The organism is Arthrobacter sp. 01T419 (genome assembly GCF_056398865.1).
This window is the reverse complement of record NZ_JBFTQF010000003.1, coordinates 43,484-63,111: the sequence shown is the minus strand read 5'-3', so window position 1 is coordinate 63,111 and position 19,628 is coordinate 43,484. Positions and strand designations below refer to the sequence as shown.

The window sequence follows — 19,628 nt, the reverse complement described above, 5'->3', positions numbered from 1 at the left end:
CGTTGAACAACGAAGCGGGGGCGGCGGTGTGGCCGGCAACCAAGCGGGCCGCCGTCGCCCTCGCTTTCGATCTGGACGGTCCCACGGGGGACGCCATGCTCAAGGGCACCATTTGGGACCGTCCCGAGTATTTTACCCAGGGGGCCTACGGCCCTTGGCGGGCCCTGGACCGCATCCTTCGGCTCCTTGAGCGGCACTCCTTCCCGGCGACGTTCTTCACCCCTGCATGGGTGGTGAAGACCTGGCCGGAACAGTGCCGCCGGATCGTGGAACAGGGACACGAGGTGGCGCACCATGGCTACCGGCACGAGAAATATTGGGACCTCAGCTTGGAGCAGCAGCGCGAGGTCATCGAAACCAGCCAGCGGATCTTCCACAATGTCCTGGGGACCACGGCCGTCGGTTTCCGGACTCCGTCGGGGGACTGGCGCCCCGAAACGCCGCTGCTCTTGGAGGAGCTCGGCTTCGAATACTCCAGCTCCATGCGCGGCGACGACCGGCCGTACTTCCATCCCGGAGGACGCCTCGTCGAGATTCCTGCGCGTTCCGAAATGGACGACTACTCGTCATTGGCTTACACGACCAACCCGGACTGGCCCTCGGGCGGCGATCGGATAGCCAGCTACGAACTGACCTTGGATAACTGGATGCGCGAATTCGACGGCTACCATTCCGAAGGTTTATGCCTCTCGACGATCTTCCACCCCAAAGTGGTGGGCCGGCCGGGCCGTGCCGCACTCCTAGACCGCTGGATGGAGCACATGGGCGCCCAAGACGACGTGTGGTTTGCCAGTTGCCGGGACGTGAGCCGCTGGTGGCAATCGCGACAAGCGCCAGATCTGCAGGAGAAAGCTTGATGACGACGCCGGAACAGCAGTCCCCGACGCCGGGCCATCAGTCGCCGGATCCCGCCCGCTGGCCGGAAGGCAAGAAGAGCGCTTTCGTCCTCACCGTGGCGTTCGAAGCGGAACTGTCCATCCTCTCCGCAGCCCCGGACGCCGTCGACCGCGCCAAAAGCCTTTCCGTGGGGCAATATGGCGCCACGCGCGGCGTCGACCGCTTACTCGCGGAACTCGAGCGCAGCGGAACGCGAGCCAGTTGGTTCATCCCCGGACGCAATCTGGAGGTCTATCCGAGGCAACTCGAGGCGGTGGCCGCGGCTGGCCACGAACTCGCCAACATGGGCTGGGCGCTGGAGGACTTCGGCGGCCTGGACCTCGACGGACAGCTGGAATCGATCCTCAGGGCACAGGCTGCGTTCCATGACCGCCTCGGCTTCCGGCCGGAGGGTTTCCGCGTCGGTCGCGGATCGTACGCCCACGGCCTGCCTGCCGCATTGGCTGGCCATGGCTTCAGCTGGTCGTCCTCGTGGCATGGCGACGACATTCCGCACTTCCACGCGGGGGAGGCGAGTCGGCTGGTGGAGATCCCCAGGCATCACGAACTGGACGATTTTCCCTACTTCGTGTTCAATTTGGACCCGCCCCTTCCCAAGGGCAGCCCGCGCATCGCCTCCACCCGGGAGGTCCTGCGGAATTGGATCATCGAATTCGAGGCCTACCGGACCGAAGGCCTTTGCTTCGTCCTCACCGTCCACCCCGAGATTATCGCGACCCCGGGTCGAATCGGGATGCTGCGCGAATTCATGGACCATGTGAACCGCCACGACGACGTCTGGGTTGCCACGGGCGGCGAGGTCGCCGCGTGGTGGCGCGAACGCGGCGAATCGAATGCAGCCGGCCATCCCGCGGAAATCTTCCACACCATCACCACGTCAGGCAAAGGCAAATGAACCATTCCCGGAGCGCATCCGAGATCTTTTCCGACTTCATCACCTCGCTCAGCTTCCAGGACATCCCGGACAGCGTGCGCCACCGGGCGAGGATCCACATCCTGGATACCCTCGGGGCCGGGATCGCGGGTGCGGCTTCCCGGGAAGTCGCCATCAGCCGTTCAGCCCTTCTGCCCGGGTACGGCCTGGCCGGTGACGGCTCCAGCCAGACGGGATCAAAGGCCGCGCCCCTGTGGGGAGCTCCGGCCGTGGCCCCGCCCCTCGCCGCCGCTTTCATCAATGGCGTCGCGAGCCACGCCTTTGAACTGGACGACTCCGGCGGCTGCGATCATTCGGGGGCTGTTGTCCTCCCTGCGGCCCTCGCCGCGGCGGCCATGCAGGACGGTCCGGTGTCCGGCAGGCAATTGATGCACGCGGTAGTGGCGGGGTACGAGCTCGCCCGTCGCGTCCAGGACGCCTTGGGCGGGTACGACGCCGTCAACAACCTCGGCTGGCACTCCACCGGCGTTTGCGGTACTTTCGGCGCTGCCGCCGCCGCGGGCATCATCTTCGGACTCGACGCCGAGCGCATGGCATCGGCCATCGGACTGGCCGGTTCTTTCACGGGCGGAACCTGGGCGTTCATCGGAGATGGCGCAATGTCCAAGCGCATGCACGTGGGCCGGGCCGCGGAGGCCGGTCTCAACGGTGCCTTGTTGGCCAGGGGCGGGTTCACCGGCCCCGCTGACCTCTTCTCCGCGCCGTGGGGCGGCTTCCTGAAGATCTACGGCGGAAGCTCAGGCGTCTCTACGGACGAGTCGGCGATCCATGCCGCCCTGGGCGAGGAGTGGCAGATCGAAAAGGCGTCCATCAAGCCGTACGCCAGCTGCCGCAGCACGCATTCCGCCGTTGACGCAGCCCTGGAACTCCAGCGGAACCACGGCTTCACCCGGGAAGACATTCGTGGCGTCACAGTCCGGACCAGCTCCCTGATCATGGACATGTGCGGCAAAGCGGATGTGTCTTCACTGGTATCGGCCCAGCTCAGCATGCACTTTGCCTTGGCCACGGCCCTGCTCCGCGGCGGTGTAGGGCTGGACGACATCACCGAACACGGCAGGAATGACCCCCGCGTCGGCGCACTGATGGGACGAATTTCGATGGAAGTGGATCCCGCCCAGCAGGGCGGATCCGCCGAACCATACATCACCGTCAGTACCGTCGACGGCGACTACTCGCTCCAGGCCGTCCGGGCGCGCGGAGCTTCCACGAATAGGCTCAGCGATGAGCAAACCATCGGGAAGTTCCTGTCCCTGGCCGGTACGCGCCTTTCGGCGGATGACGCCGCCGAACTCGTCAATCTGGTCACGGCGCTGGAGGACGTGCCGGACATCGGGCGCGTGCAGCAACTGCTGCTCGCCCCCGGCGAGGCGAGCGTCATCAGCTGACTAGTCGCTTGTTAGCTGCGGGGCGGAAACGCCAGCAGCTGCTTCCGCCTCGGCCATCGCAACGTCCAACCGCTCGACGGCGCGGGGATAGTCCGTCCCGGCGGTCATGCGGCAGAGTTGGGCTTCTTGGATTGCACGGACCAAGGCGGCGGTTTGGGGAACGTTGACGTCGCTCATGCCGGGGAAGTCGATGCCCTTGGCGGGGTCCAGTTCATACCGTTGCCAACGAGCCAAAAGAGCGTCGTGACGTGCGGATGCTTCAGCGTAGCCTGGGCGGTTTTCCGGCTTGCTCTGGCGCTTCTGCTCCATTTTCCGGCCGACGGTGAAGGCACCAGCAGCGGCCCCCATGCCGAGGAAGAGCATCAAGAGCCCGACGGCGGGCGAGGCGAGGGCGGGGATGACGACTGCCGGGACAACCACCACAAGTCCGGCGAAGATGTTCCAAAAGACGGAGTCGGGCTCTTTGATGAGGTCCAGATCCCGGTGGGAACGCGGCCCCTGCAAGGTGACATGTCCGTCGGGCACTCCTTGCGCGACGCTCTTGCGGACGGCATGGACCGTCAAGGCCACAGCGCACATGAGCAGAATTGCCCACAGTCCGATCTCCCAGACCGTCAGCTGGACTCCAGTTGTGGCGGGCAATCGGACCACCTCCAAGCGAACGCGCACCGCTTTCAAATTCAGTATGCGCCGAGGAAAGCTTGGAGGCGAGAGCCTGATCTGAGCACAAACGCAGGAAGACGGATCATCCCGGCTGGGACGATCCGCCTTCCTGTCGAAATCCGAGTGGAGCCTAAGCGTGGTCCCGCTTGGACGCCTTGGGTGCGTCCCGCTTGGCCGAGGCGTTCGTCTTCGCTTCCTTGGTGGCTTCCTTCTTGGCAGCTTCATCCTTAATGCGCTTTGCCTCGGAGCGGACGGCCGCGTGGGTGGCTCGCTCGACGACGAGCCACTGCGGCGGTGCAGCTAGCAGTTCGGTGATTTCCGCCGTCGTCAGGGGTTCGGTGATGCCGCCGCGCGCGAGGCCGCTGATGGAGATGTTCAGCTTCTGGGCAACCACGGGACGCGGGTGCGGACCCGTCCGGCGGAGTTCGGCGAGCCACTCCGGTGCGTTGGCCTGGAGCTCGGCGAAATCGGCGCGGGTGATTTCCGAATCCTGGAACTCCTGGGGTGTTGCGGGCAGGTAGATGCCAAGTTTCTTGGCAACGGTGGCCGGCTTCATGGACTGGGAGTTTGCAGAGGTCATGGTTCAAGGGTATCCGCCACCGCAGGGAAGTGGCACAGCGGCTAACCGGATCGTCCGGGCGATGCTCCGTGCGCTCGACGGCGGAAGGGGCGCCTAAGCACGGGTCACATATGGTTTTGCGGTCAATAGTTCTCATCAAAAGCGCATATGAGGTTCTAGGATGAATTCATGCCGCATATACGAGTTTCCGAGGCCGCCCGTTTCCTCGGAGTGAGCGACGATACCGTCCGCCGTTGGATTGATCACGGCGCCCTTACTGGAACGAAGGACGAGTCCGGCCGCCTGGTGGTGGACGGACTCGAGCTTGCCCATCTGGCCCGCGAGCAGGCAGCGCTGCCCGAGGACCCCAGCAAAGTGGGCCGCTCTGCGCGCAACCGTTTTGTAGGCCTGGTTACCGGCATCACTACTGACAAGGTGATGGCCCAGGTAGAGCTGCAATGCGGCCCCTTCCGGGTGGTTTCCCTCATGAGCAGCGAGGCTGTCCGGGAACTCGGCCTTGAGCTGGGATCCGTTGCCACGGCCGTCGTCAAGGCCACCACCGTCATTGTTGAAACAGCGCAGGGAAAGAGCATTACGTGAAGATCGCACACAGGAACGTTGGAATCTTGTTGGCAGCGGGGAGCTTGATTGCCGGACTCGCGGGCTGTGCAGGCTCGCCGGGCGCCGGGAGCGGCAGCGCGGGCAGTAGCAGCGCGGGAAGCGCGGGTTCCGCGAGCACCTCGCCCCAGCTCTCCGGCACCGTCACGGTTTATGCCGCCGCTTCCCTCAAGGCAACATTCACCAAGCTTGCCTCCGAGTTCGAAGCCAAGAATCCCGCCACCAAAGTGGTCCTCAGCTTTGCGGGGTCCTCGGACTTGGTCACTCAGATCACCCAGGGAGCCCCGGCGGATGTCTTCGCGTCCGCCGATACGAAAAACATGGGCAAGCTCTCCGATGCTTCCCTCGTGGACGGCAAGGCAACGAACTTTGCCACGAACGTCCTGACCATCGCCGTCCCGCCGGCCAACCCGGCGTCGATCTCTTCCTTCGCGGACCTCGCCAAGCCCGGCGTGAAGGTGGTTGTCTGCGCGAGCCAAGTGCCGTGCGGGGCTGCTGCCCAGAGCGTGGAAAGGGCCACCGGCACCACCCTGAAACCCGTCAGCGAAGAGTCCTCGGTGACCGATGTCCTGGGCAAGGTCAGCTCGGGTGAGGCCGACGCCGGACTGGTCTACGTCACCGACGTCAAGGGCGCTGGAGACAAGGTCAAGGGCGTTCCGTTTCCCGAGGCCAGCAACGCTCTCAACACCTACCCGATCGCCACCGTCACCACCAGCAAGCACAAGGACCTTGCTGCGGCCTTCATCAGCCTGGTCACTGGCAGCGAGGGCAAGAAAGTCCTGGGTGACGCAGGCTTTGGCGTACCGTAGGCGTTGATGAACTACAGCGGGATACCGCGTTGGGTCTATGGCCTTGCGGCAGCGGGCGGCTTGTTCGTCCTGCTGCCCTTGGCTGCCATGGTCGCCAAGATCAATTGGGCCCAATTCATCCCGTTGGTAACCTCCGAATCCTCGCTCACGGCGCTGGGGCTCAGCATCCGCACCTCCGCCGCGAGCACTGCCCTCTGCGTCCTTCTGGGCATTCCCTTGGCTCTGGTCCTTGCCCGACGGCCGTTCCGCGGGCAGCGACTCCTCCGCGCCTTCGTCCTCCTGCCCTTGGTATTGCCGCCGGTGGTGGGCGGCATTGCGCTCCTCTATACCTTTGGGCGCCAGGGCCTTCTGGGCAAGAGCCTTGAGCTCGCGGGCATCCAGATCGCCTTTTCGACGACGGCAGTGGTCCTGGCGCAGACCTTCGTCGCCTTGCCCTTCCTGGTAGTCAGCCTCGAAGGCGCCCTCCGGACGGCCGGCAACCGCTACGAAGCGGTTGCCGCGACTCTCGGCGCCCGTCCCACCACCATCCTGCGCCGCGTGACATTGCCCATGGTCCTCCCCGGACTCGCGTCTGGAGCGGTGTTGTCTTTTGCCCGCAGCCTGGGCGAATTCGGGGCCACCCTGACATTCGCAGGCAGCTTGCAGGGTGTCACCCGGACTTTGCCGTTGGAAATCTACCTTCAGCGGGAGACAGACGCCGATGCCGCCGTCGCTCTTTCGCTGGTGCTGGTGGCGGTGGCGGTGATCGTCGTCGGGCTCTCCTACCGGCGTCCGCACCGTGCGGATATTCCGGCGGAGGCGGCCGCATGAGTTTCCACATCGACGCCACCGTCCGTGCCCGCAACCTGGACGTGTCATTGAGCCTTGGACCGGCGGAAACCGTGGCGATCCTCGGGCCCAATGGGGCAGGAAAATCGACGCTGCTTTCCGTCGCGGCAGGGCTTTTGAGGCCCGACGCCGGCTCTGCCCGCCTCGGAGAGCGGGTCCTGTTCAACCTCGACGGCGGTAGCCGGGTTTGGACCCCGCCGCACCTTCGCGGTACGGCCCTGCTTGCACAGGAACCGTTGCTTTTCCCGCACCTGAGCGTCTTGGACAACGTGGCCTTCGGCCCGCGCAGCGCAGGTGCTTCCCGGGCGCAATCACGCGAAACGGCACGGCACTGGCTTGCCGAAGTGGACGTCGCGCAGTTGGCCGAACGGAAGCCCGGCCAGTTGTCTGGAGGGCAAGCGCAGCGCGTTGCCGTGGCCCGCGCGCTGGCGGCAAGCCCCGAGTTGCTGCTCCTCGACGAACCGATGTCCGCCCTGGACATCCATGCTGCTCCACATTTGCGCAGGCTCCTCAAGAGGGTTCTGTCCGGACATCGCGCCCTGATCATCACCCATGACGTCCTGGATGCCCTCATGCTCGCGGACCGGGTGATTGTCATGGAAAAGGGCACGATTGTGGAGGAAGGCGCCACCCGGGAGGTGTTCCGGCGGCCCCGCAGCCAATTCGCCGCGGGACTGGCCGGGGTGAATCTCCTCGCGGGCACGGTCACGGAGGATGGACTGAGGACGTTCGCCACTGCGGCCGGCGCTGCGGGCGCCAGCTTTGCGGGCGGCGCGAGCCTGCATGTCGCGGGACATCTCGACGACGAAGCCGAACCGGGCCAGCCCGGCGTCGCCGCCTTCCCGCCGTCGGCCGTTTCCGTCTTCCTGGACGCCGCGCATGGCAGCCCACGCAACTCATTCCCGGTTGCGATCACGGATCTCGAACCGCACGGTGACCATATCCGCGTCCGTGCCGGCGACCTCGCAGCGGACATCACGCCGGCTGCGTCCGCGGAGCTGGGACTGGAACCGGGGTCGCGCGTCTACTTTGTGGTCAAGGCCACGGCAGTCCAGGTGTACGCGGCGTAGCTTGGGCTGGCGCTGCGTTGCCGGATGGTGCGCGGTACTGTGAACTGGTGCCTGCCGATGAAGAATCCCTGCCCGCCTCCGGGACCCCCGATGCCGAAACCAGCGGTCCCCGGGAGTTGCGCTTCGCTTACGTGGCCGGCGTAACGCCCGGGAAATGGATCCGGCGCTGGGAAGAGCGGATGCCCGATGTCCCGTTGCACTCGTTCATGTCCGACGACGACGCGCAACTTGCGGTCTTGCGCGACGGCTCCGCGGACCTCAGCTTTGTGCGCTTGCCTGTGGACCGCGATGGACTCCACGTCATCCCTCTTTACGAAGAGCAGCCCGTGGTGGTTGCTCCGAAAGGGCATGAGATCTCCGTCTTCGAAGAGGTGGCATTGGAGGATCTCGCGGAGGAGAACTTCCTGGATGTCGCCGAGATGGGTGGGCCGGAGATGGCCATGCAGGTGGTGGCCTCCGGTGCCGGTCTGGTGATCCTGCCGATGTCCGTAGCCCGGCATTTCAACGTCAAGGACACGGTGGCGCGTCGCCTGACCGGGGCGGAAGGGACGCAGATCGCCTTGGCGTGGCCGAGCGATTCCACCAGCGAGGTCATTGAGGAGTTCATCGGAATTGTCCGCGGCCGCACGGCCCAGAGCTCCCGGCAGCCTTCGGCGCAGCAGGAGAAACCCAAGAAGGCCCCCAAGCCGGACAGGCGCGGCACCGGCGCCAAGAAGCCGGCGGTGGCACAGCGCTATGCTCCGAACCCTGACAAGGGACGCGGCAAGGGCTCCCGCAAGAAAGGAAAGCGCTAGGCTATGGGACTTGGAGCGAAGCCGACCATCCGGGACGTCGCCAAGAGCGCGGGCGTCTCCCTCACCACCGTGTCTTATGTCCTGTCCGGGCGCCACGGCGGCACCACCCGCATCAGCGAGTCAACCCAAGCGCGCGTGCAGGCGGCTGCCAAGGAGCTGGGTTACGTGCCTAACCAGGCAGCCCGCGGAATGCGCCGCGGCAAGACAGATCTGGTTGCGATTGCCATCGGTGATCTCGAATGGCCCTGGGACCGTGCTTTGGCCACGGCTGCAGCACGCATCTTGCCCGAGCACGGCTACCAGCCGGTGATCCTCATCGGCGAAGGATGGCGTCGGTTCATGCTCTCCGGCGGTGCCGACGGGGCCATCATTGGCGCCCTTCCGCCTGGCACGCTTCTCGATCTCACGGTGGGCGAACTCGCCCGGCGGGGAGTGGCCCAGGTCATCATTTCGGACACCATGCAGCCCGCCGGGTTCGATGTCCTGGCACCTGGATCCGCCGGTGGGATCCCGGAACCGGAAGCCCTCGAAGGTGCCATCACCCTCCTTCTGGACCGGCTCGCCGGACGCACTATTGGCGCGGGAACCACCAAGGCCGCGCCGTGGGAGTTCAAGGCTCCGTAGCTGTCAGCTCTCCTTGAGCGGCTTCCGGGCCAGCCACGCCGCGACAATGGCACCGGAAACGTTGTGCCACAGCGAGAAAACGGCCGACGGCAACGCTGCCAGCGGCGTGAAATGCGCCGTGGCCAAAGTGGCGGCAAGGCCGGAATTCTGCATGCCGACCTCGAAGGCCAATGCCCGGCGTGCCTTATCGTCAAGCCGGCCCAGCTTGCCCGCCAGGTAGCCCAGGCCGAGGCCGAAACCGTTGTGGAGCACCACGGCGAGGAACACGATGCCGCCCGCGGCAACGATCTTGCTGGCGCTGCCCGCCACCACCACGGCGACGATCAGTGAGATCACGACGGCGGATGCCCAGGGAAGTGCCGGTAGCACCTTGCCGACGAGCTTCTTGAGGAAGAGGCGGGCCGCGAGGCCTCCGACGACCGGGAGGAGGACTGTCTTGACGATGTCCAGGACCATGGAGCCGGCATCGATGTCCAGGAACGATCCCGCCAGGAAGAAGACCAGAACGGGGGTCAAGATGGGGGCGATGAGGGTAGAGACTGACGCGACAGCCACGGACAAGGCAACGTCACCCTTCGCGAGGAACGCCATGACGTTGGAAGCCGTGCCGGACGGCGCGCAGCCCACCAGGATCAGGCCGACAGCCAGCTGCGGCTCAAGGTTGAGCGCCACCGCAATCAGCCAACCGGCACCCGGCATGATGACGTAGTGCGCCACGATGCCCAGCACCACGGCCCAGGGGCGTTTGGCTACTGATGCGAAGTCCGGCGGGGTAAGCGTCAGGCCCATGCAGAACATGATGATGCCCAGGAGGTAGGGCACGCTGGGACCCAGTGGTTTGAAGGCATCCGGGAGCAGGAAACCGGCCACTCCGGCGAGAACGACGAGCAGGGGGAAGACCGTGACCGCAATCCGGGCGATCTTGGCTTCCGCGGCAAGCGCCGGATTCAGGACGGGAGTTTCGGTGGGGTTGGTTGTTGCCTCAAGCATCTGTCTATCGTGGCACCCGCGGTAGAACGTGCTCCCAATCCGTGACCCGAATCGAATGAATATGTCAGATGACCGTTGTTTCCAGACCCAACTAACTCGCATTAAGTGTCGTTTTGGCGGCTCATAACGACAACAACTGCGAGCTAGTTGGGGCCAGGGACGTTAGCCCGCGTTGAGCTTGCCCGCGAGCCGCTCGCGCATCCGGATGCTGGCCGCGTTGAGCCCTATAAGCTCCACCTCGCGGCCGTGCCTGCGATATTTTTCTGTGACGGAATCCAGCACGGCAACGGTGGAGGCGTCCCAGATGTGCGAAGCGTGCAGGTCGATGACCACGTGGTCGATTCCCTCCGAGGAGTCTTTCGCGTAGTCGAATTGCGTGTAGAGGTCGTTGGATGAAGCGAAGAACAACTCACCGTCCACCGTGTAGCTCGCCACGGTCCTGCCATTGAGTTCGAGCTCGCTCCGTTCCACCGTGGCGAAATGGGCCACACGGCGGGCAAACAGCACCATGGCCGCGAGGACGCCGGCGCCAACTCCGATGGCCAGGTTGTGGGTCGCCACCACCACGGCCACGGTCACCAGCATGACGCCGGTCTCGGATTTCGGGAGGCGCCTGAGCGTTGCGGGCCGGATCGAATGCCAGTCAAACGTGATGAGGGAAACGAAGATCATCACAGCAACCAAGGCGGCCATGGGGATCATGCCGACCACGTCCCCCAGGGCCACAACAAGCACGAGCAGGAATGCTCCGGCCAGGAAGGTCGATAGCCTGCTGCGGGCACCCGAACCCTTGACGTTGATCATGGTCTGTCCGATGACGGCGCAGCCGCCCAAGCCACCCAGGAAACCGGTGACGATGTTCGCGATGCCTTGGCCCCAGGAGACCCGGGTCTTGTTGGAACGGGTGTCCGTGATGTCGTCCACGAGTTTCGCGGTCAGGAGCGACTCCAGCAGGCCCACCAGCGCCATGGACAAGGCGAACGGTGCAATGGTCTGGAAGGTCTCCCAGGTCAAAGGCACATTCGGCAAGAAGAAGCCGGGAAGGCTGTTGGGGAGTTCGCCCTTATCGTGCACCGTGGGAACCCTGATTCCTGCCATCACCGTGACGATGGTGAGGGCGACGACCGCCACCAAAGGCGCGGGCACCGCCGTCGTGATCCTGGGCAGACTGAAGACGATCAAAAGCCCTATGGCCACAATCGGGTAGACCATCCAGGGGACGCCGATCAGCTCGGGCAACTGGGCCATGAACACCAGGATGGCCAAGGCGTTCACGAATCCGATCATGACGGAACGGGGAATGAAGCGCATGAGCCGCGTGACGCCCAGGACCGCCAAGACGATTTGGAAGATCCCCGCCAGGATGACCGTGGCAATCAGATAGTTGAGCCCGTGCTCCTTCATGACGGGGGCGATCACGAGCGCGACGGCGCCAGTAGCCGCGGAGATCATGGCCGGCCGGCCACCCACGATCGCAGTGGTCACTCCCATGGTGAAGGACGCGAAGAGCCCGATCCGAGGATCCACGCCGGCGATCACAGAGAACGCGATGGCCTCTGGAATCAGCGCAAGGGCCACCACCAAACCGGCCAGGGCTTCCGTTTTGAGCCTGCGGGGCGAGCGCAGCGTGAAACGGAGGGACTGGAGCTGCTCGGGTGTCATGGGTCCTTAGCTGTTGGTCAGGCGGTACCGCTCAATCTGCTTGAGCCGCCGCTGGAGGCTGTCCCGCCGGGGGTGGGGGACGACGTCGGGAGCCTCGGCGGTGAGGTCGATGTGTTCGGTGCCGTACTGCCACAGCAGGAGATCATCCAGGAGGCGGTCCGGTCCGGGGGAGTAACGGTGGTCCAAGGCCTTGCGGACCTCGGTGATCCGGTTGGCGCTGAGGAGACCGGCGAGTTCCACGGTCTTGTTCAGTCCGTGGGCCGCCAGAAGCTCCGCAGCCCAGCCCCAGTCGTCATCAACTTTACGGTCAACGTGCGGAAGGAGCGTCCGCCAGACGTCACGTACACGGTTGGGCGTGAGGGGCATGGACCCTTCGCCGTCCAGATCCCAGTAACCGCGGACCTCCTCGTAGCGTTCGTGGAGGTCCGCGAAGGCGCTTTCCACGGTTTCCAGCATGGCTGCGGTGGCCGTGAACTGGCGGTCGAAATGTGGTGTCCAGGCGCGCGGATCCTCAGCCTTGAAGCGGATGTCGTGTTCGATCTCGCTCCAGGCATGGGCAAAAACCGTACGGATCTGGCATTCGAAGAAATAGCTGCCATTCGGCGGAATGTCCGGATTGAAGACCTGCTGGTAGGCCTTCACGGTCTCGTTCTGGATGGTGCGCAGGATGAGGTGGCGGCTCGAATATCCGTAGGTGCCGGACTCGATCGAGCCGATGTCCTTCTCGAGGTCGCCACGGCAATCGAAAAGCTGGCGCTGGCGCTTGATCAAATTGGCAACGGCGGCGTTCTCGGCCGGAAGCTTGGTGATGACGCGCAGTCCCACCATGTCGTTCAGGGTGCGGAACGGGTCCGGGAACTTCAGCACCCGGGGACCGCCCTCCAGGGGCACTTCGGTGCGGGAGATCTTCTCCCGGAAGGATTCGACCGTCTTGGTGCGTCCCGTGACGAAAAGGGGCACGGACTCGCTGTCCTTGAGCATGTCCCGCAAGGTCAACAGGACGTCGCGGGTGACGAGCTTCAGGGCAGGCCGGACGCGTTCGTAGAGCTCCACGTTCGCCTGTACTGATTCGCGCAGCTGAGGATCCAAGCTGTCCCAATTGCTAGCCATGCCTCCAGCTTACGGCGGAGGGCCGACAGTTTTCGGAGCCGGACCGCGTTGGAGCCGGACCGCGCTCCTTTGCCTGTGTCCGCGCGGAAACCGCGACGGCTCCCCCTCCGCGTCGCCCCGCCGCGATAGGCTCGGCACAAAGGAGGACACGATGAAGCGGCACAAGTACTACTACGGCGACCACTCCAGCCAATGGGGCGAGTTGTTCGTACCAGACAACTCACTGGAGGCACACCGCAGTCGGCATGACGGAGTGGTGGTGGTGATCCACGGCGGATATTGGCGCTCGCAATACGGCGCCGAGCTCGGCGAGCCGATTGCGCGGGACCTCGCTGCACACGGAATCGCCGCCTGGAACCTTGAGTACCGCAGGGCAGGAAACGGTGGCGGGTGGCCGCACACGTTCGAAGACGTCCTCGATGGAATCGACCATCTGGGCGAGATTGCCGGCACGCACGGACTCAACCTGGACAAAGTGGTTGCGCTGGGCCACTCCGCAGGCGGCCACCTTGCGGTGTGGGCAGCCGGCCGGGAAAAGCTCTCCAAAATTGGTGCCCCCGACGCCGATCGGCAGCTCCATCGGCACGACAATGGCACAGCCGTGCGGCTGACCGGCGTGGTGAGCCAATCAGGGCTCCTGAACCTGGCAGATGCCGAACGGCTCAACCTGAGCAATGGTGCCGTCGACAACCTGATGGGCGGCGACTCCATTAGATACCCCAAACGGCATATTTATGCGGACCCCATGAGGTCGCTCCCCATCAGTGTTCCGGTTTTTGCCGTCCACGCTGCTTCTGACGAAGATGTTCCGTGTAGCCAATCTGAGGCTTACGTTGCCGCTGCCACTGCTTCCGGAGGCGCCGCACAGCTCCTCAAGGTACCCGGGGACCATTTCGACCTGATCGATCCCAGGGCGGTTGCGTACAAGAAATGCCGGGAGCTGGTGCAGCGGCTTCTGGTGTGACGGTTTGCTGACAAGTCACCCACTGTCATTGAGAGACGCGCACCACATCTGCGTGGCAGAGTTGTCCCATGCTGACAGTCATTGGTGAAGCGCTGGTTGATGTGGTCCAGCGCTCCTCGGGAGTCGATGCCCACGTGGGCGGCAGCCCGCTCAACGTTGCCGTGGGGCTGGCCAGGCTGGACCACGCCGTCCAGTTCATCGGACGCTTCGGTAAGGATGCCTACGGCGACTCGATCGCGGCCCACCTGCGCTCCAGTTCCGTCATGGTTCCGCTGCCGCCGGATGAGAATCCCACCAGTGTGGCCACTGCACTGATCGACGACGACGGCGCGGCCAGCTACACCTTCGACCTCATCTGGGAACTTCCCGGCCTCGCAACTCGACTGCCCTTCATGCTTCAGGGAACGTCCCTCCTTCACACCGGCTCCATCGCCACCATGTTGGAGCCGGGAGCAGCGGAAGTCCTTGCCGCCGTCGAGCACGCCCACCCGAACGCGACCATCAGCTTCGATCCCAACTGCCGGCCCAGCATCATCACAGACCGGGACTACGCTCGCGCCCAAGTGGAGCACTTCGTGGCGCTCTCCGACGTGGTCAAGGCTTCCGACGAGGACCTTGAGTGGCTCTACCCCGGCGTCGACGTCCTGGAATCGGCCCGGCGCTGGCTGCGCCTGGGCGGTAGTGCGGGACCGGCCCTCGTGGTGGTCACACGGGGAGCGGACGGACCTTGGGGAGTCACTGCCGCTGGCGAGGCCCAAGTGGACGCCCCCAAGATCGACGTGGCGGACACGGTGGGCGCGGGTGACTCTTTCATGGCCGCGCTCCTCTCAGGGATTGTCGATCAAGGACTGGCAGGGGCGCAAAACCGGGACGAGCTGCATGCCATGCCTGCCGAAGTGCTCGAAGGGATCCTCAACCATGCAGCGCGTGCTGCGGCTGTCACTGTCTCCCGGCCAGGCGCGAACCCGCCGACGCGAGCCGAGCTCAACGCCCTAGGCGCCCCAGAGGCTGAGGCAACCACTGAAAGGAAGCCATGAGCTACGCCGACCTTCCTCGCGTCCCGGCCTTTGATCTCACCAGCGAATCGGTCAAGGACGGTGACGCGCTCAAACCGGCACAGACCAGCAAGCGCTTCGGCGTGGCCGGAGGCAAAGACGAGTCGCCACACTTGAGCTGGGATGGAGCCCCGGCGGGAACCAAGGGTTACGTCGTCACGGTTTTCGATCCCGATGCCCCGAAGGCCGATGGCTATTGGCACTGGGCCGTAATCAACATCCCTGCCGGTGTGAGCTCCTTGCCGGCCGGCGCCGGGGTTCAAGGTGGTTCGCACTTGCCGTCGGGCGCTTTCCAGTTGAAGAACGACGCCGGGTTCCCCGGTTATCTGGGGGCCGCCCCTCCGCCAGGACATGGACCGCACCGGTACATCGTGGCCGTGCATGCCGTTGACGTCGAAGAACTGGGTCTCGACGCCGGCGCCTCCACGGGTGCGCTTGTCCGGAAGCTGGTGTCACACACCCTGGCCCGGGCCGTCATCACGGGCCATTTCGAGCGCCGGTAGCTCGTAGCCGCCCTCGGCGGCCGGCCCCACTAGACTGACATGATGCGGCTCGTAGCAAGTGACATTGACGGCACCATCCTTGGCCATGACGGCAAGATCAGCAGCCGCACTATCCGCGCTTTCCATGCTTGCCGTGACGCGGGCATCGAGGTGGTGTTCGTGACGGGTCGGCCGCCACGCTGGCTCTATCCGTTACGCGAGCAGATCGGGCACACCGGCACCGTCATTTGTTCGAACGGAGCCGTGGTGTGGGATCTTGAGGCTGACAAGCTGATTTCCGCCAATGCATTGAGCATCGAGTCCGTGCTGGAGGCCCGCAGGATTATCAAGCAGCTCCGCCCCGACGCCTTGTTCGCGGCCGAAACCCTCACCGGATTCCACCTTGAGCCTGGTTTCATCGAGAACGAAACCAGTGAGCTCCTGGCCGAGTTCACCCCCGCGCGGCTGGATGAGACGCTCACCGCGGATGACGCTGTCGTGAAGTTCCTTGCCGTGACCCGCACCGGCACCCCGGATGATTTCCTTGCAAAGGTGCAGCCCGCCGTCGCGCATCTCGTGGAGACCACGCACTCAGCACCGCGGACCGCCCTCCTGGAGATGTCCGCGCCCGGTATCAACAAGGCCGTCACGCTGGCTGAATATGCGGCGTCCAGGGGCGTCGAGGCCGCGGATGTGGTGGCTTTCGGTGACATGCCCAATGACGTCGAGATGCTGCGCTGGGCCGGCGACGGTTACGCGATGGCCAGCGGCCACCCAGAGGCCATCAGCGCCGCGGGTCAGCAAGCGCCGCATTTCGACGACGACGGCGTGGCCCAGATTCTCGAGGCGAAGCTCAATTCCCTAAGGGTGGCGGTGGGGACTAGCCAGCCCCGTACCCGGACGCCGCGCACCCGCCAGGACTAGCCCGGCGTCCGCAGCCCGTGGCTGTGCGCCAAGGCAATGGCCTCTGTTCGTGAACCTACGCCGAGTTTCCTGAAGATATTCCTGACATGGAATTTAACCGTGTTTTCGCTGATGTGCAGCTTGGCGGAAATAGCCCTGTTCCGCTGCCCGGCGGCCAACAGCTGAAGGACTTCCATTTCGCGCTCCGCCAGGCCCCATCCGCCGATGTCGCCGACGGGGGCCGATGGCGGGTCCAGCGGCAGGACCACCTGCACATCCGCTCCCCAGCCGGCCATGACCTCGATGTTCATGCGGCCGTCCAGTGCCGCCACCCGGCTATTGAGCCGTGCAATGTTGGGCGAATCCGCGGTCAGTTCTCCCAGGCCGTCGTCGCGCACATTGATGAGGAGGTTTACGCCGTCGCAGTCCCACTGCACGCGCACACGCTTGACCTCAGGCTGCTCCACGATGGCGAGTACCAGGCCCCGCACGATTGCCCGGGCAGCATGGGCTACCTCGCCGGGCAAGGCGCGGCCGTTGATCGGTGGCTCGATGAACTGGATGTCGAGCCCGCTGAAGTGCGTGAGTGGCCGCAGGTCCTCCCGCAGCCTTTCAAACGCGGTAGCCACGGGCTCTTCCACGAGATCCGATGTGCGGTCGCTCAACGTCCGCAAATTCACGAGGGAGGTAGCGGCAAGGTCCGTGACGGCCTTGCGCGCCGCGGCGTCGTCGAGGGAGCCTGATCGCAGCGCCGCCAACATCGTCTCAAGGGTGGTGGAATGCTTGTCCACGAGTTCGGCCGTGACTCGGAGCCGCTCGGCGGACGCCGCCCGGGATTCCAAGAGGTACGACGGCGGCGCGTCCGCCACCTTCTCTTGGATGCGCCGGGCCGTCAGTTGCCACAGGTAGTCGAGCATCCGCAGCGCTGATTCACGCTCCAAGGGCTCTTCGGCCAGGACCGGCGCAGTGAGGGTCAGCAGCGCATTGGTCTGGGACGTCAATGCGAGGACGGGCCGCAGCCCTCCGGCGATGGTCGCTTCTCCCTGCCAGGCCTCGCCTTCCGCGACATGGGAGCGCAACTGGTCCAGTTCAGGAATGGAGACGCGGCTGATGATCCCCTCCGCCCCGGCCTTCTTCTGGGGCCGGCCAGTGCAGTCCTCGGTGAAAATGATCAACGCGCTACTGCCCACATAGGGCGATGCTGCTTCACGAAGGCGTTCGGCGATACTCGTCAACGGGGCGTTCGCTAGTGCGGCCACCGCCTCCAGGAGTGTCCATGCGGTTGGAGTCATCCCGCCACTTTAGCGGCTTCCGTTCTGCGCCTACTACCCGAACGGGTAGTTAAGACTGCCCGTGCTCAGCGTTTTGCCTATCCGTTCAATCCTGAACGATTGATTCAAGCAGAGCATTCAACTGAGCAGGAGGTAACGCATGACCACCACCGCAGAGGCTGTCCACGCCGCATCGGACGAAGATCGTGTCCTGGGTAGCGGCGCCCAGGACGTCGACTTAAGCCAGGACATCGACCTAAGCCTGGCCCTCGTGGGTAGCGAAATCGCGGAGACGGCCGCTGAAGTGGACTTGGGGCAGCTGTCCCGCCTGGCCACGGAAGTCCAGTCCGCGGGAAACTCGGCCACCGGCCGGATCTTTGTCGCAGGAGCTGGCCGAAGCGGCCTTGTCCTGAGGATGGCTGCGATGCGGCTGATGCACTTCGGCTTCGACGTCCATATCGCGGGGGACACCACGACGCCGGCTATCCGCGCGGGCGACGTCCTGCTGCTTGCCTCGGGCTCCGGGACGACCTCCGGCGTCGTGCGGGCCGCCGAGACAGCCTCAAAAGCCGGCGCCAGGATCGCGGCCTACACCACGAACACAACGTCCCCGCTCGCGGAACTGGCCGACGTCGTCGTCATCATTCCCGCTGCGCAGAAGACAGACCACGGCTCAACAGTGTCCCGTCAGTACTCCGGCAGCCTGTTCGAGCAGGTGCTCTTCCTCGCTACAGAAGCGGTCTTCCAGGCCTTGTGGGACAACGACGCAACCCCGGCCGAGGAACTGTGGCTCCGCCACGCCAACCTCGAATAGCCCCTGATTTCCAGCGCACCAACACCACAACAAACCTCAACAAAAGAAGAAAAGAGAACCCCATGAAGCTGCAAGTCGCCATCGACGTCCTCACCACCGAAGCTGCCCTCGAGATCGCGGGCAAGGTGGCCGAATACGTTGACATCATCGAACTCGGCACTCCGCTCGTGAAAAGCGAAGGTCTTTCGGCCGTGACCGCCATCAAGGAAGCCCACCCGGACAAGATCGTGTTCGCAGACCTCAAGACCATGGACGCTGGCGAACTCGAAGCCGATATCGCCTTCAAGGCTGGCGCCGACCTCGTCTCCGTACTCGGCGGCGCAGACGATTCCACGATCGCCGGTGCGGTCAAGGCGGCCAAGGCACACAACAAGGGCATCGTGGTGGACCTGATCGGCGTTGGGGACAAGGTCACCCGCGCCAAGGAAGCCAGGGCCCTTGGTGCCAAGTTCATCGAGTTCCACGCTGGCCTCGACGAGCAGGCAAAGCCGGGTTACAACCTGGACGTCCTGTTGAGCGCCGGCGAGGAAGCCCGGGTACCGTTCTCCGTGGCTGGCGGAGTGAACCTGTCCACTATCGGAGCAGTCCAGCGCGCCGGAGCGGACGTCGCCGTCGTCGGCGGTTCCATCTACGGTGCAGACGACCCCGCGCTGGCCGCGAAGCAACTCCGCGCAGCGATCATCTAGTACCCCCTTTTTTCAACCGGGCCGGGCCCAACTGACCCGCAGTTAACGTCCGTTTTGGGGCCTCCAAACGACATCAACTGCGGGCCAGTTGGGTCCGCTCACGTATTACACAGATTCAGTCCAACTGCCGTTCAACTTGCCCCCATAGTCTTTTGCCATTCGATACCGAACAAATATGGGGACAAGATGGCAAAGAGGAAGACGACCGGGTGGCCCGAGGCCCCGGTTCGCCGGGCAGTGCCGGCCGAACATTGGAAGCAGTTGCGCCGCGGAGATCGCGTGCGCGTCAAGCTTGCGCCGGGGTTTGAGAACCCCGGCCAGGTGGACGCCATTTCGAGTGACCACAGTGTGGTCTGGGTAAACCTCGATGGCGGCCGCGGACGCACGCTGGTGCACTGTGGCGACGGCGTGGAGATCGTCCCGCAGGAATCCTGAGGCATTCGCTGGCCGCACGGCCTGGCCACGCTACCGCGGGTCGCCTCGCCGCGGGTTACGCTACCCGTGTGA

General features: G+C 64.7%; 22 protein-coding genes. 16 read left to right on the top strand and 6 right to left on the bottom strand.

Annotation, left to right across the window (positions count from 1 at the left end; all coding sequences use genetic code 11):
* The first annotated feature begins 2 nt into the window (after nt 1-2).
* The 3 genes from AC1DLO_RS06275 to AC1DLO_RS06265 are packed head-to-tail and all read left to right on the top strand — an operon-like array spanning nt 3 to nt 3,219.
* Nucleotides 3-857 carry a polysaccharide deacetylase family protein gene (locus tag AC1DLO_RS06275; protein ID WP_476888830.1) on the top strand — a complete coding sequence of 285 codons (855 nt, stop codon included), beginning with the start codon at nt 3-5 and terminating at the stop codon, nt 855-857.
* Entirely contained in the window at nt 857-1,792 is a 936-nt protein-coding gene (locus tag AC1DLO_RS06270) for a polysaccharide deacetylase family protein (RefSeq protein WP_476888829.1), read from the top strand. Before AC1DLO_RS06275 ends, AC1DLO_RS06270 begins: the two co-directional genes overlap by 1 nt.
* A complete protein-coding gene (locus AC1DLO_RS06265; protein ID WP_476888828.1) occupies nt 1,789-3,219 on the top strand; it encodes an MmgE/PrpD family protein in 1,431 nt (476 codons plus the stop codon). The genes AC1DLO_RS06270 and AC1DLO_RS06265 overlap by 4 nt, the downstream gene beginning before the upstream one ends.
* On the opposite strand, the gene AC1DLO_RS06260 is transcribed toward AC1DLO_RS06265, so the two are convergent.
* Together AC1DLO_RS06260 and AC1DLO_RS06255 are read right to left on the bottom strand one after the other, a co-directional pair.
* Nucleotides 3,220-3,861, bottom strand: coding sequence for a hypothetical protein (locus tag AC1DLO_RS06260; RefSeq protein WP_476888827.1), 642 nt, complete (start codon nt 3,859-3,861; stop codon nt 3,220-3,222).
* A gap of 151 nt (nt 3,862-4,012) precedes the next feature.
* Nucleotides 4,013-4,462, bottom strand: a complete 450-nt coding sequence (locus AC1DLO_RS06255) for a DUF5997 family protein (protein WP_476888826.1) — start codon at nt 4,460-4,462, stop codon at nt 4,013-4,015.
* Nucleotides 4,463-4,630: 168 nt separating this feature from the next.
* Here AC1DLO_RS06255 and AC1DLO_RS06250 point away from each other — a divergent pair, with 168 nt between their 5' ends.
* From AC1DLO_RS06250 to AC1DLO_RS06225, 6 genes are read left to right on the top strand one after another with little or no spacing between them, the layout of a single operon-like run.
* Nucleotides 4,631-5,041, top strand: a complete 411-nt coding sequence (locus AC1DLO_RS06250) for a TOBE domain-containing protein (RefSeq protein ID WP_184741238.1) — start codon at nt 4,631-4,633, stop codon at nt 5,039-5,041.
* Nucleotides 5,038-5,868 (top strand): molybdate ABC transporter substrate-binding protein, encoded by an 831-nt coding sequence (gene modA / locus AC1DLO_RS06245; RefSeq protein WP_476888825.1) that lies wholly within the window; start codon nt 5,038-5,040, stop codon nt 5,866-5,868. The genes AC1DLO_RS06250 and modA overlap by 4 nt, the downstream gene beginning before the upstream one ends.
* Before the next feature lie 6 nt (nt 5,869-5,874).
* A complete protein-coding gene (locus AC1DLO_RS06240) occupies nt 5,875-6,678 on the top strand; it encodes an ABC transporter permease (protein ID WP_476888824.1) in 804 nt (267 codons plus the stop codon).
* The gene (locus AC1DLO_RS06235) at nt 6,675-7,766 is read left to right on the top strand and encodes a sulfate/molybdate ABC transporter ATP-binding protein (protein ID WP_476888823.1); all 1,092 of its coding nucleotides are present in this window, start codon (nt 6,675-6,677) and stop codon (nt 7,764-7,766) included. Before AC1DLO_RS06240 ends, AC1DLO_RS06235 begins: the two co-directional genes overlap by 4 nt.
* Nucleotides 7,767-7,813: 47 nt before the next feature.
* A complete protein-coding gene (locus AC1DLO_RS06230; RefSeq protein WP_476888822.1) occupies nt 7,814-8,560 on the top strand; it encodes a LysR family transcriptional regulator substrate-binding protein in 747 nt (248 codons plus the stop codon).
* Between the two features lie 3 nt (nt 8,561-8,563).
* A complete protein-coding gene (locus AC1DLO_RS06225) occupies nt 8,564-9,184 on the top strand; it encodes a LacI family DNA-binding transcriptional regulator (RefSeq protein ID WP_476888821.1) in 621 nt (206 codons plus the stop codon).
* Between the two features lie 3 nt (nt 9,185-9,187).
* Here the strand turns inward: AC1DLO_RS06225 and AC1DLO_RS06220 are convergent, their stop codons facing one another.
* The 3 genes from AC1DLO_RS06220 to AC1DLO_RS06210 form a co-directional block, all read right to left on the bottom strand.
* A complete protein-coding gene (locus AC1DLO_RS06220; protein WP_476888820.1) occupies nt 9,188-10,174 on the bottom strand; it encodes a bile acid:sodium symporter family protein in 987 nt (328 codons plus the stop codon).
* A gap of 162 nt (nt 10,175-10,336) precedes the next feature.
* Nucleotides 10,337-11,836: a SulP family inorganic anion transporter gene (locus AC1DLO_RS06215; RefSeq protein ID WP_476888819.1), complete on the bottom strand. Its 1,500-nt coding sequence runs from the start codon at nt 11,834-11,836 to the stop codon at nt 10,337-10,339.
* 6 nt (nt 11,837-11,842) lie between these two features.
* Nucleotides 11,843-12,946, bottom strand: coding sequence for a GTP pyrophosphokinase (locus tag AC1DLO_RS06210; protein ID WP_476888818.1), 1,104 nt, complete (start codon nt 12,944-12,946; stop codon nt 11,843-11,845).
* Nucleotides 12,947-13,097: 151 nt separating this feature from the next.
* On the opposite strand from AC1DLO_RS06210, the gene AC1DLO_RS06205 reads away from it, so the two are divergent.
* From AC1DLO_RS06205 to AC1DLO_RS06190, 4 genes are all read left to right on the top strand, one after another.
* Nucleotides 13,098-13,910, top strand: a complete 813-nt coding sequence (locus AC1DLO_RS06205) for an alpha/beta hydrolase (RefSeq protein ID WP_184741231.1) — start codon at nt 13,098-13,100, stop codon at nt 13,908-13,910.
* A gap of 68 nt (nt 13,911-13,978) precedes the next feature.
* Nucleotides 13,979-14,947 (top strand): carbohydrate kinase family protein, encoded by a 969-nt coding sequence (locus AC1DLO_RS06200; protein ID WP_476888817.1) that lies wholly within the window; start codon nt 13,979-13,981, stop codon nt 14,945-14,947.
* A complete protein-coding gene (locus AC1DLO_RS06195; RefSeq protein WP_476888816.1) occupies nt 14,944-15,468 on the top strand; it encodes a YbhB/YbcL family Raf kinase inhibitor-like protein in 525 nt (174 codons plus the stop codon). The genes AC1DLO_RS06200 and AC1DLO_RS06195 overlap by 4 nt, the downstream gene beginning before the upstream one ends.
* A gap of 42 nt (nt 15,469-15,510) precedes the next feature.
* Nucleotides 15,511-16,371 carry an HAD family hydrolase gene (locus AC1DLO_RS06190; RefSeq protein ID WP_476888815.1) on the top strand — a complete coding sequence of 287 codons (861 nt, stop codon included), beginning with the start codon at nt 15,511-15,513 and terminating at the stop codon, nt 16,369-16,371.
* Here AC1DLO_RS06190 and AC1DLO_RS06185 read toward each other — a convergent pair.
* Nucleotides 16,368-17,642: a LuxR C-terminal-related transcriptional regulator gene (locus tag AC1DLO_RS06185; protein ID WP_476888814.1), complete on the bottom strand. Its 1,275-nt coding sequence runs from the start codon at nt 17,640-17,642 to the stop codon at nt 16,368-16,370. The two genes, AC1DLO_RS06190 and AC1DLO_RS06185, sit on opposite strands and share 4 nt — an antisense overlap.
* A gap of 139 nt (nt 17,643-17,781) precedes the next feature.
* On the opposite strand from AC1DLO_RS06185, the gene hxlB reads away from it, so the two are divergent.
* The 3 genes from hxlB to AC1DLO_RS06170 all read left to right on the top strand — a co-directional run bounded on the left by hxlB (nt 17,782) and on the right by AC1DLO_RS06170 (nt 19,556).
* A complete protein-coding gene (hxlB, locus tag AC1DLO_RS06180; RefSeq protein WP_476888813.1) occupies nt 17,782-18,435 on the top strand; it encodes a 6-phospho-3-hexuloisomerase in 654 nt (217 codons plus the stop codon).
* A gap of 62 nt (nt 18,436-18,497) precedes the next feature.
* The gene (hxlA, locus tag AC1DLO_RS06175) at nt 18,498-19,121 is read left to right on the top strand and encodes a 3-hexulose-6-phosphate synthase (protein WP_476888812.1); all 624 of its coding nucleotides are present in this window, start codon (nt 18,498-18,500) and stop codon (nt 19,119-19,121) included.
* Between the two features lie 186 nt (nt 19,122-19,307).
* On the top strand, nt 19,308-19,556 hold the full coding sequence (locus tag AC1DLO_RS06170; protein ID WP_476888811.1) for a hypothetical protein: 249 nt from the start codon (nt 19,308-19,310) through the stop codon (nt 19,554-19,556).
* The last annotated feature ends 72 nt before the right edge of the window (nt 19,557-19,628 follow it).

Excerpts from the sequence above, each read along its gene's own strand:
- AC1DLO_RS06270 (WP_476888829.1), top strand. The coding sequence starts at position 857 with ATGACGACGCCGGAACAGCAGTCCCCGACGCCGGGCCATCAGTCGCCG.
- AC1DLO_RS06265 (WP_476888828.1), top strand. The coding sequence starts at position 1,789 with ATGAACCATTCCCGGAGCGCATCCGAGATCTTTTCCGACTTCATCACC.
- AC1DLO_RS06255 (WP_476888826.1), bottom strand. The coding sequence starts at position 4,462 with ATGACCTCTGCAAACTCCCAGTCCATGAAGCCGGCCACCGTTGCCAAG.
- AC1DLO_RS06250 (WP_184741238.1), top strand. The coding sequence starts at position 4,631 with ATGCCGCATATACGAGTTTCCGAGGCCGCCCGTTTCCTCGGAGTGAGC.
- AC1DLO_RS06240 (WP_476888824.1), top strand. The coding sequence starts at position 5,875 with ATGAACTACAGCGGGATACCGCGTTGGGTCTATGGCCTTGCGGCAGCG.
- AC1DLO_RS06235 (WP_476888823.1), top strand. The coding sequence starts at position 6,675 with ATGAGTTTCCACATCGACGCCACCGTCCGTGCCCGCAACCTGGACGTG.
- AC1DLO_RS06225 (WP_476888821.1), top strand. The coding sequence starts at position 8,564 with ATGGGACTTGGAGCGAAGCCGACCATCCGGGACGTCGCCAAGAGCGCG.
- AC1DLO_RS06220 (WP_476888820.1), bottom strand. The coding sequence starts at position 10,174 with ATGCTTGAGGCAACAACCAACCCCACCGAAACTCCCGTCCTGAATCCG.
- AC1DLO_RS06215 (WP_476888819.1), bottom strand. The coding sequence starts at position 11,836 with ATGACACCCGAGCAGCTCCAGTCCCTCCGTTTCACGCTGCGCTCGCCC.
- AC1DLO_RS06210 (WP_476888818.1), bottom strand. The coding sequence starts at position 12,946 with ATGGCTAGCAATTGGGACAGCTTGGATCCTCAGCTGCGCGAATCAGTA.
- AC1DLO_RS06205 (WP_184741231.1), top strand. The coding sequence starts at position 13,098 with ATGAAGCGGCACAAGTACTACTACGGCGACCACTCCAGCCAATGGGGC.
- AC1DLO_RS06200 (WP_476888817.1), top strand. The coding sequence starts at position 13,979 with ATGCTGACAGTCATTGGTGAAGCGCTGGTTGATGTGGTCCAGCGCTCC.
- AC1DLO_RS06195 (WP_476888816.1), top strand. The coding sequence starts at position 14,944 with ATGAGCTACGCCGACCTTCCTCGCGTCCCGGCCTTTGATCTCACCAGC.
- AC1DLO_RS06190 (WP_476888815.1), top strand. The coding sequence starts at position 15,511 with ATGCGGCTCGTAGCAAGTGACATTGACGGCACCATCCTTGGCCATGAC.
- AC1DLO_RS06185 (WP_476888814.1), bottom strand. The coding sequence starts at position 17,642 with ATGACTCCAACCGCATGGACACTCCTGGAGGCGGTGGCCGCACTAGCG.
- hxlB (WP_476888813.1), top strand. The coding sequence starts at position 17,782 with ATGACCACCACCGCAGAGGCTGTCCACGCCGCATCGGACGAAGATCGT.
- hxlA (WP_476888812.1), top strand. The coding sequence starts at position 18,498 with ATGAAGCTGCAAGTCGCCATCGACGTCCTCACCACCGAAGCTGCCCTC.
- AC1DLO_RS06170 (WP_476888811.1), top strand. The coding sequence starts at position 19,308 with ATGGCAAAGAGGAAGACGACCGGGTGGCCCGAGGCCCCGGTTCGCCGG.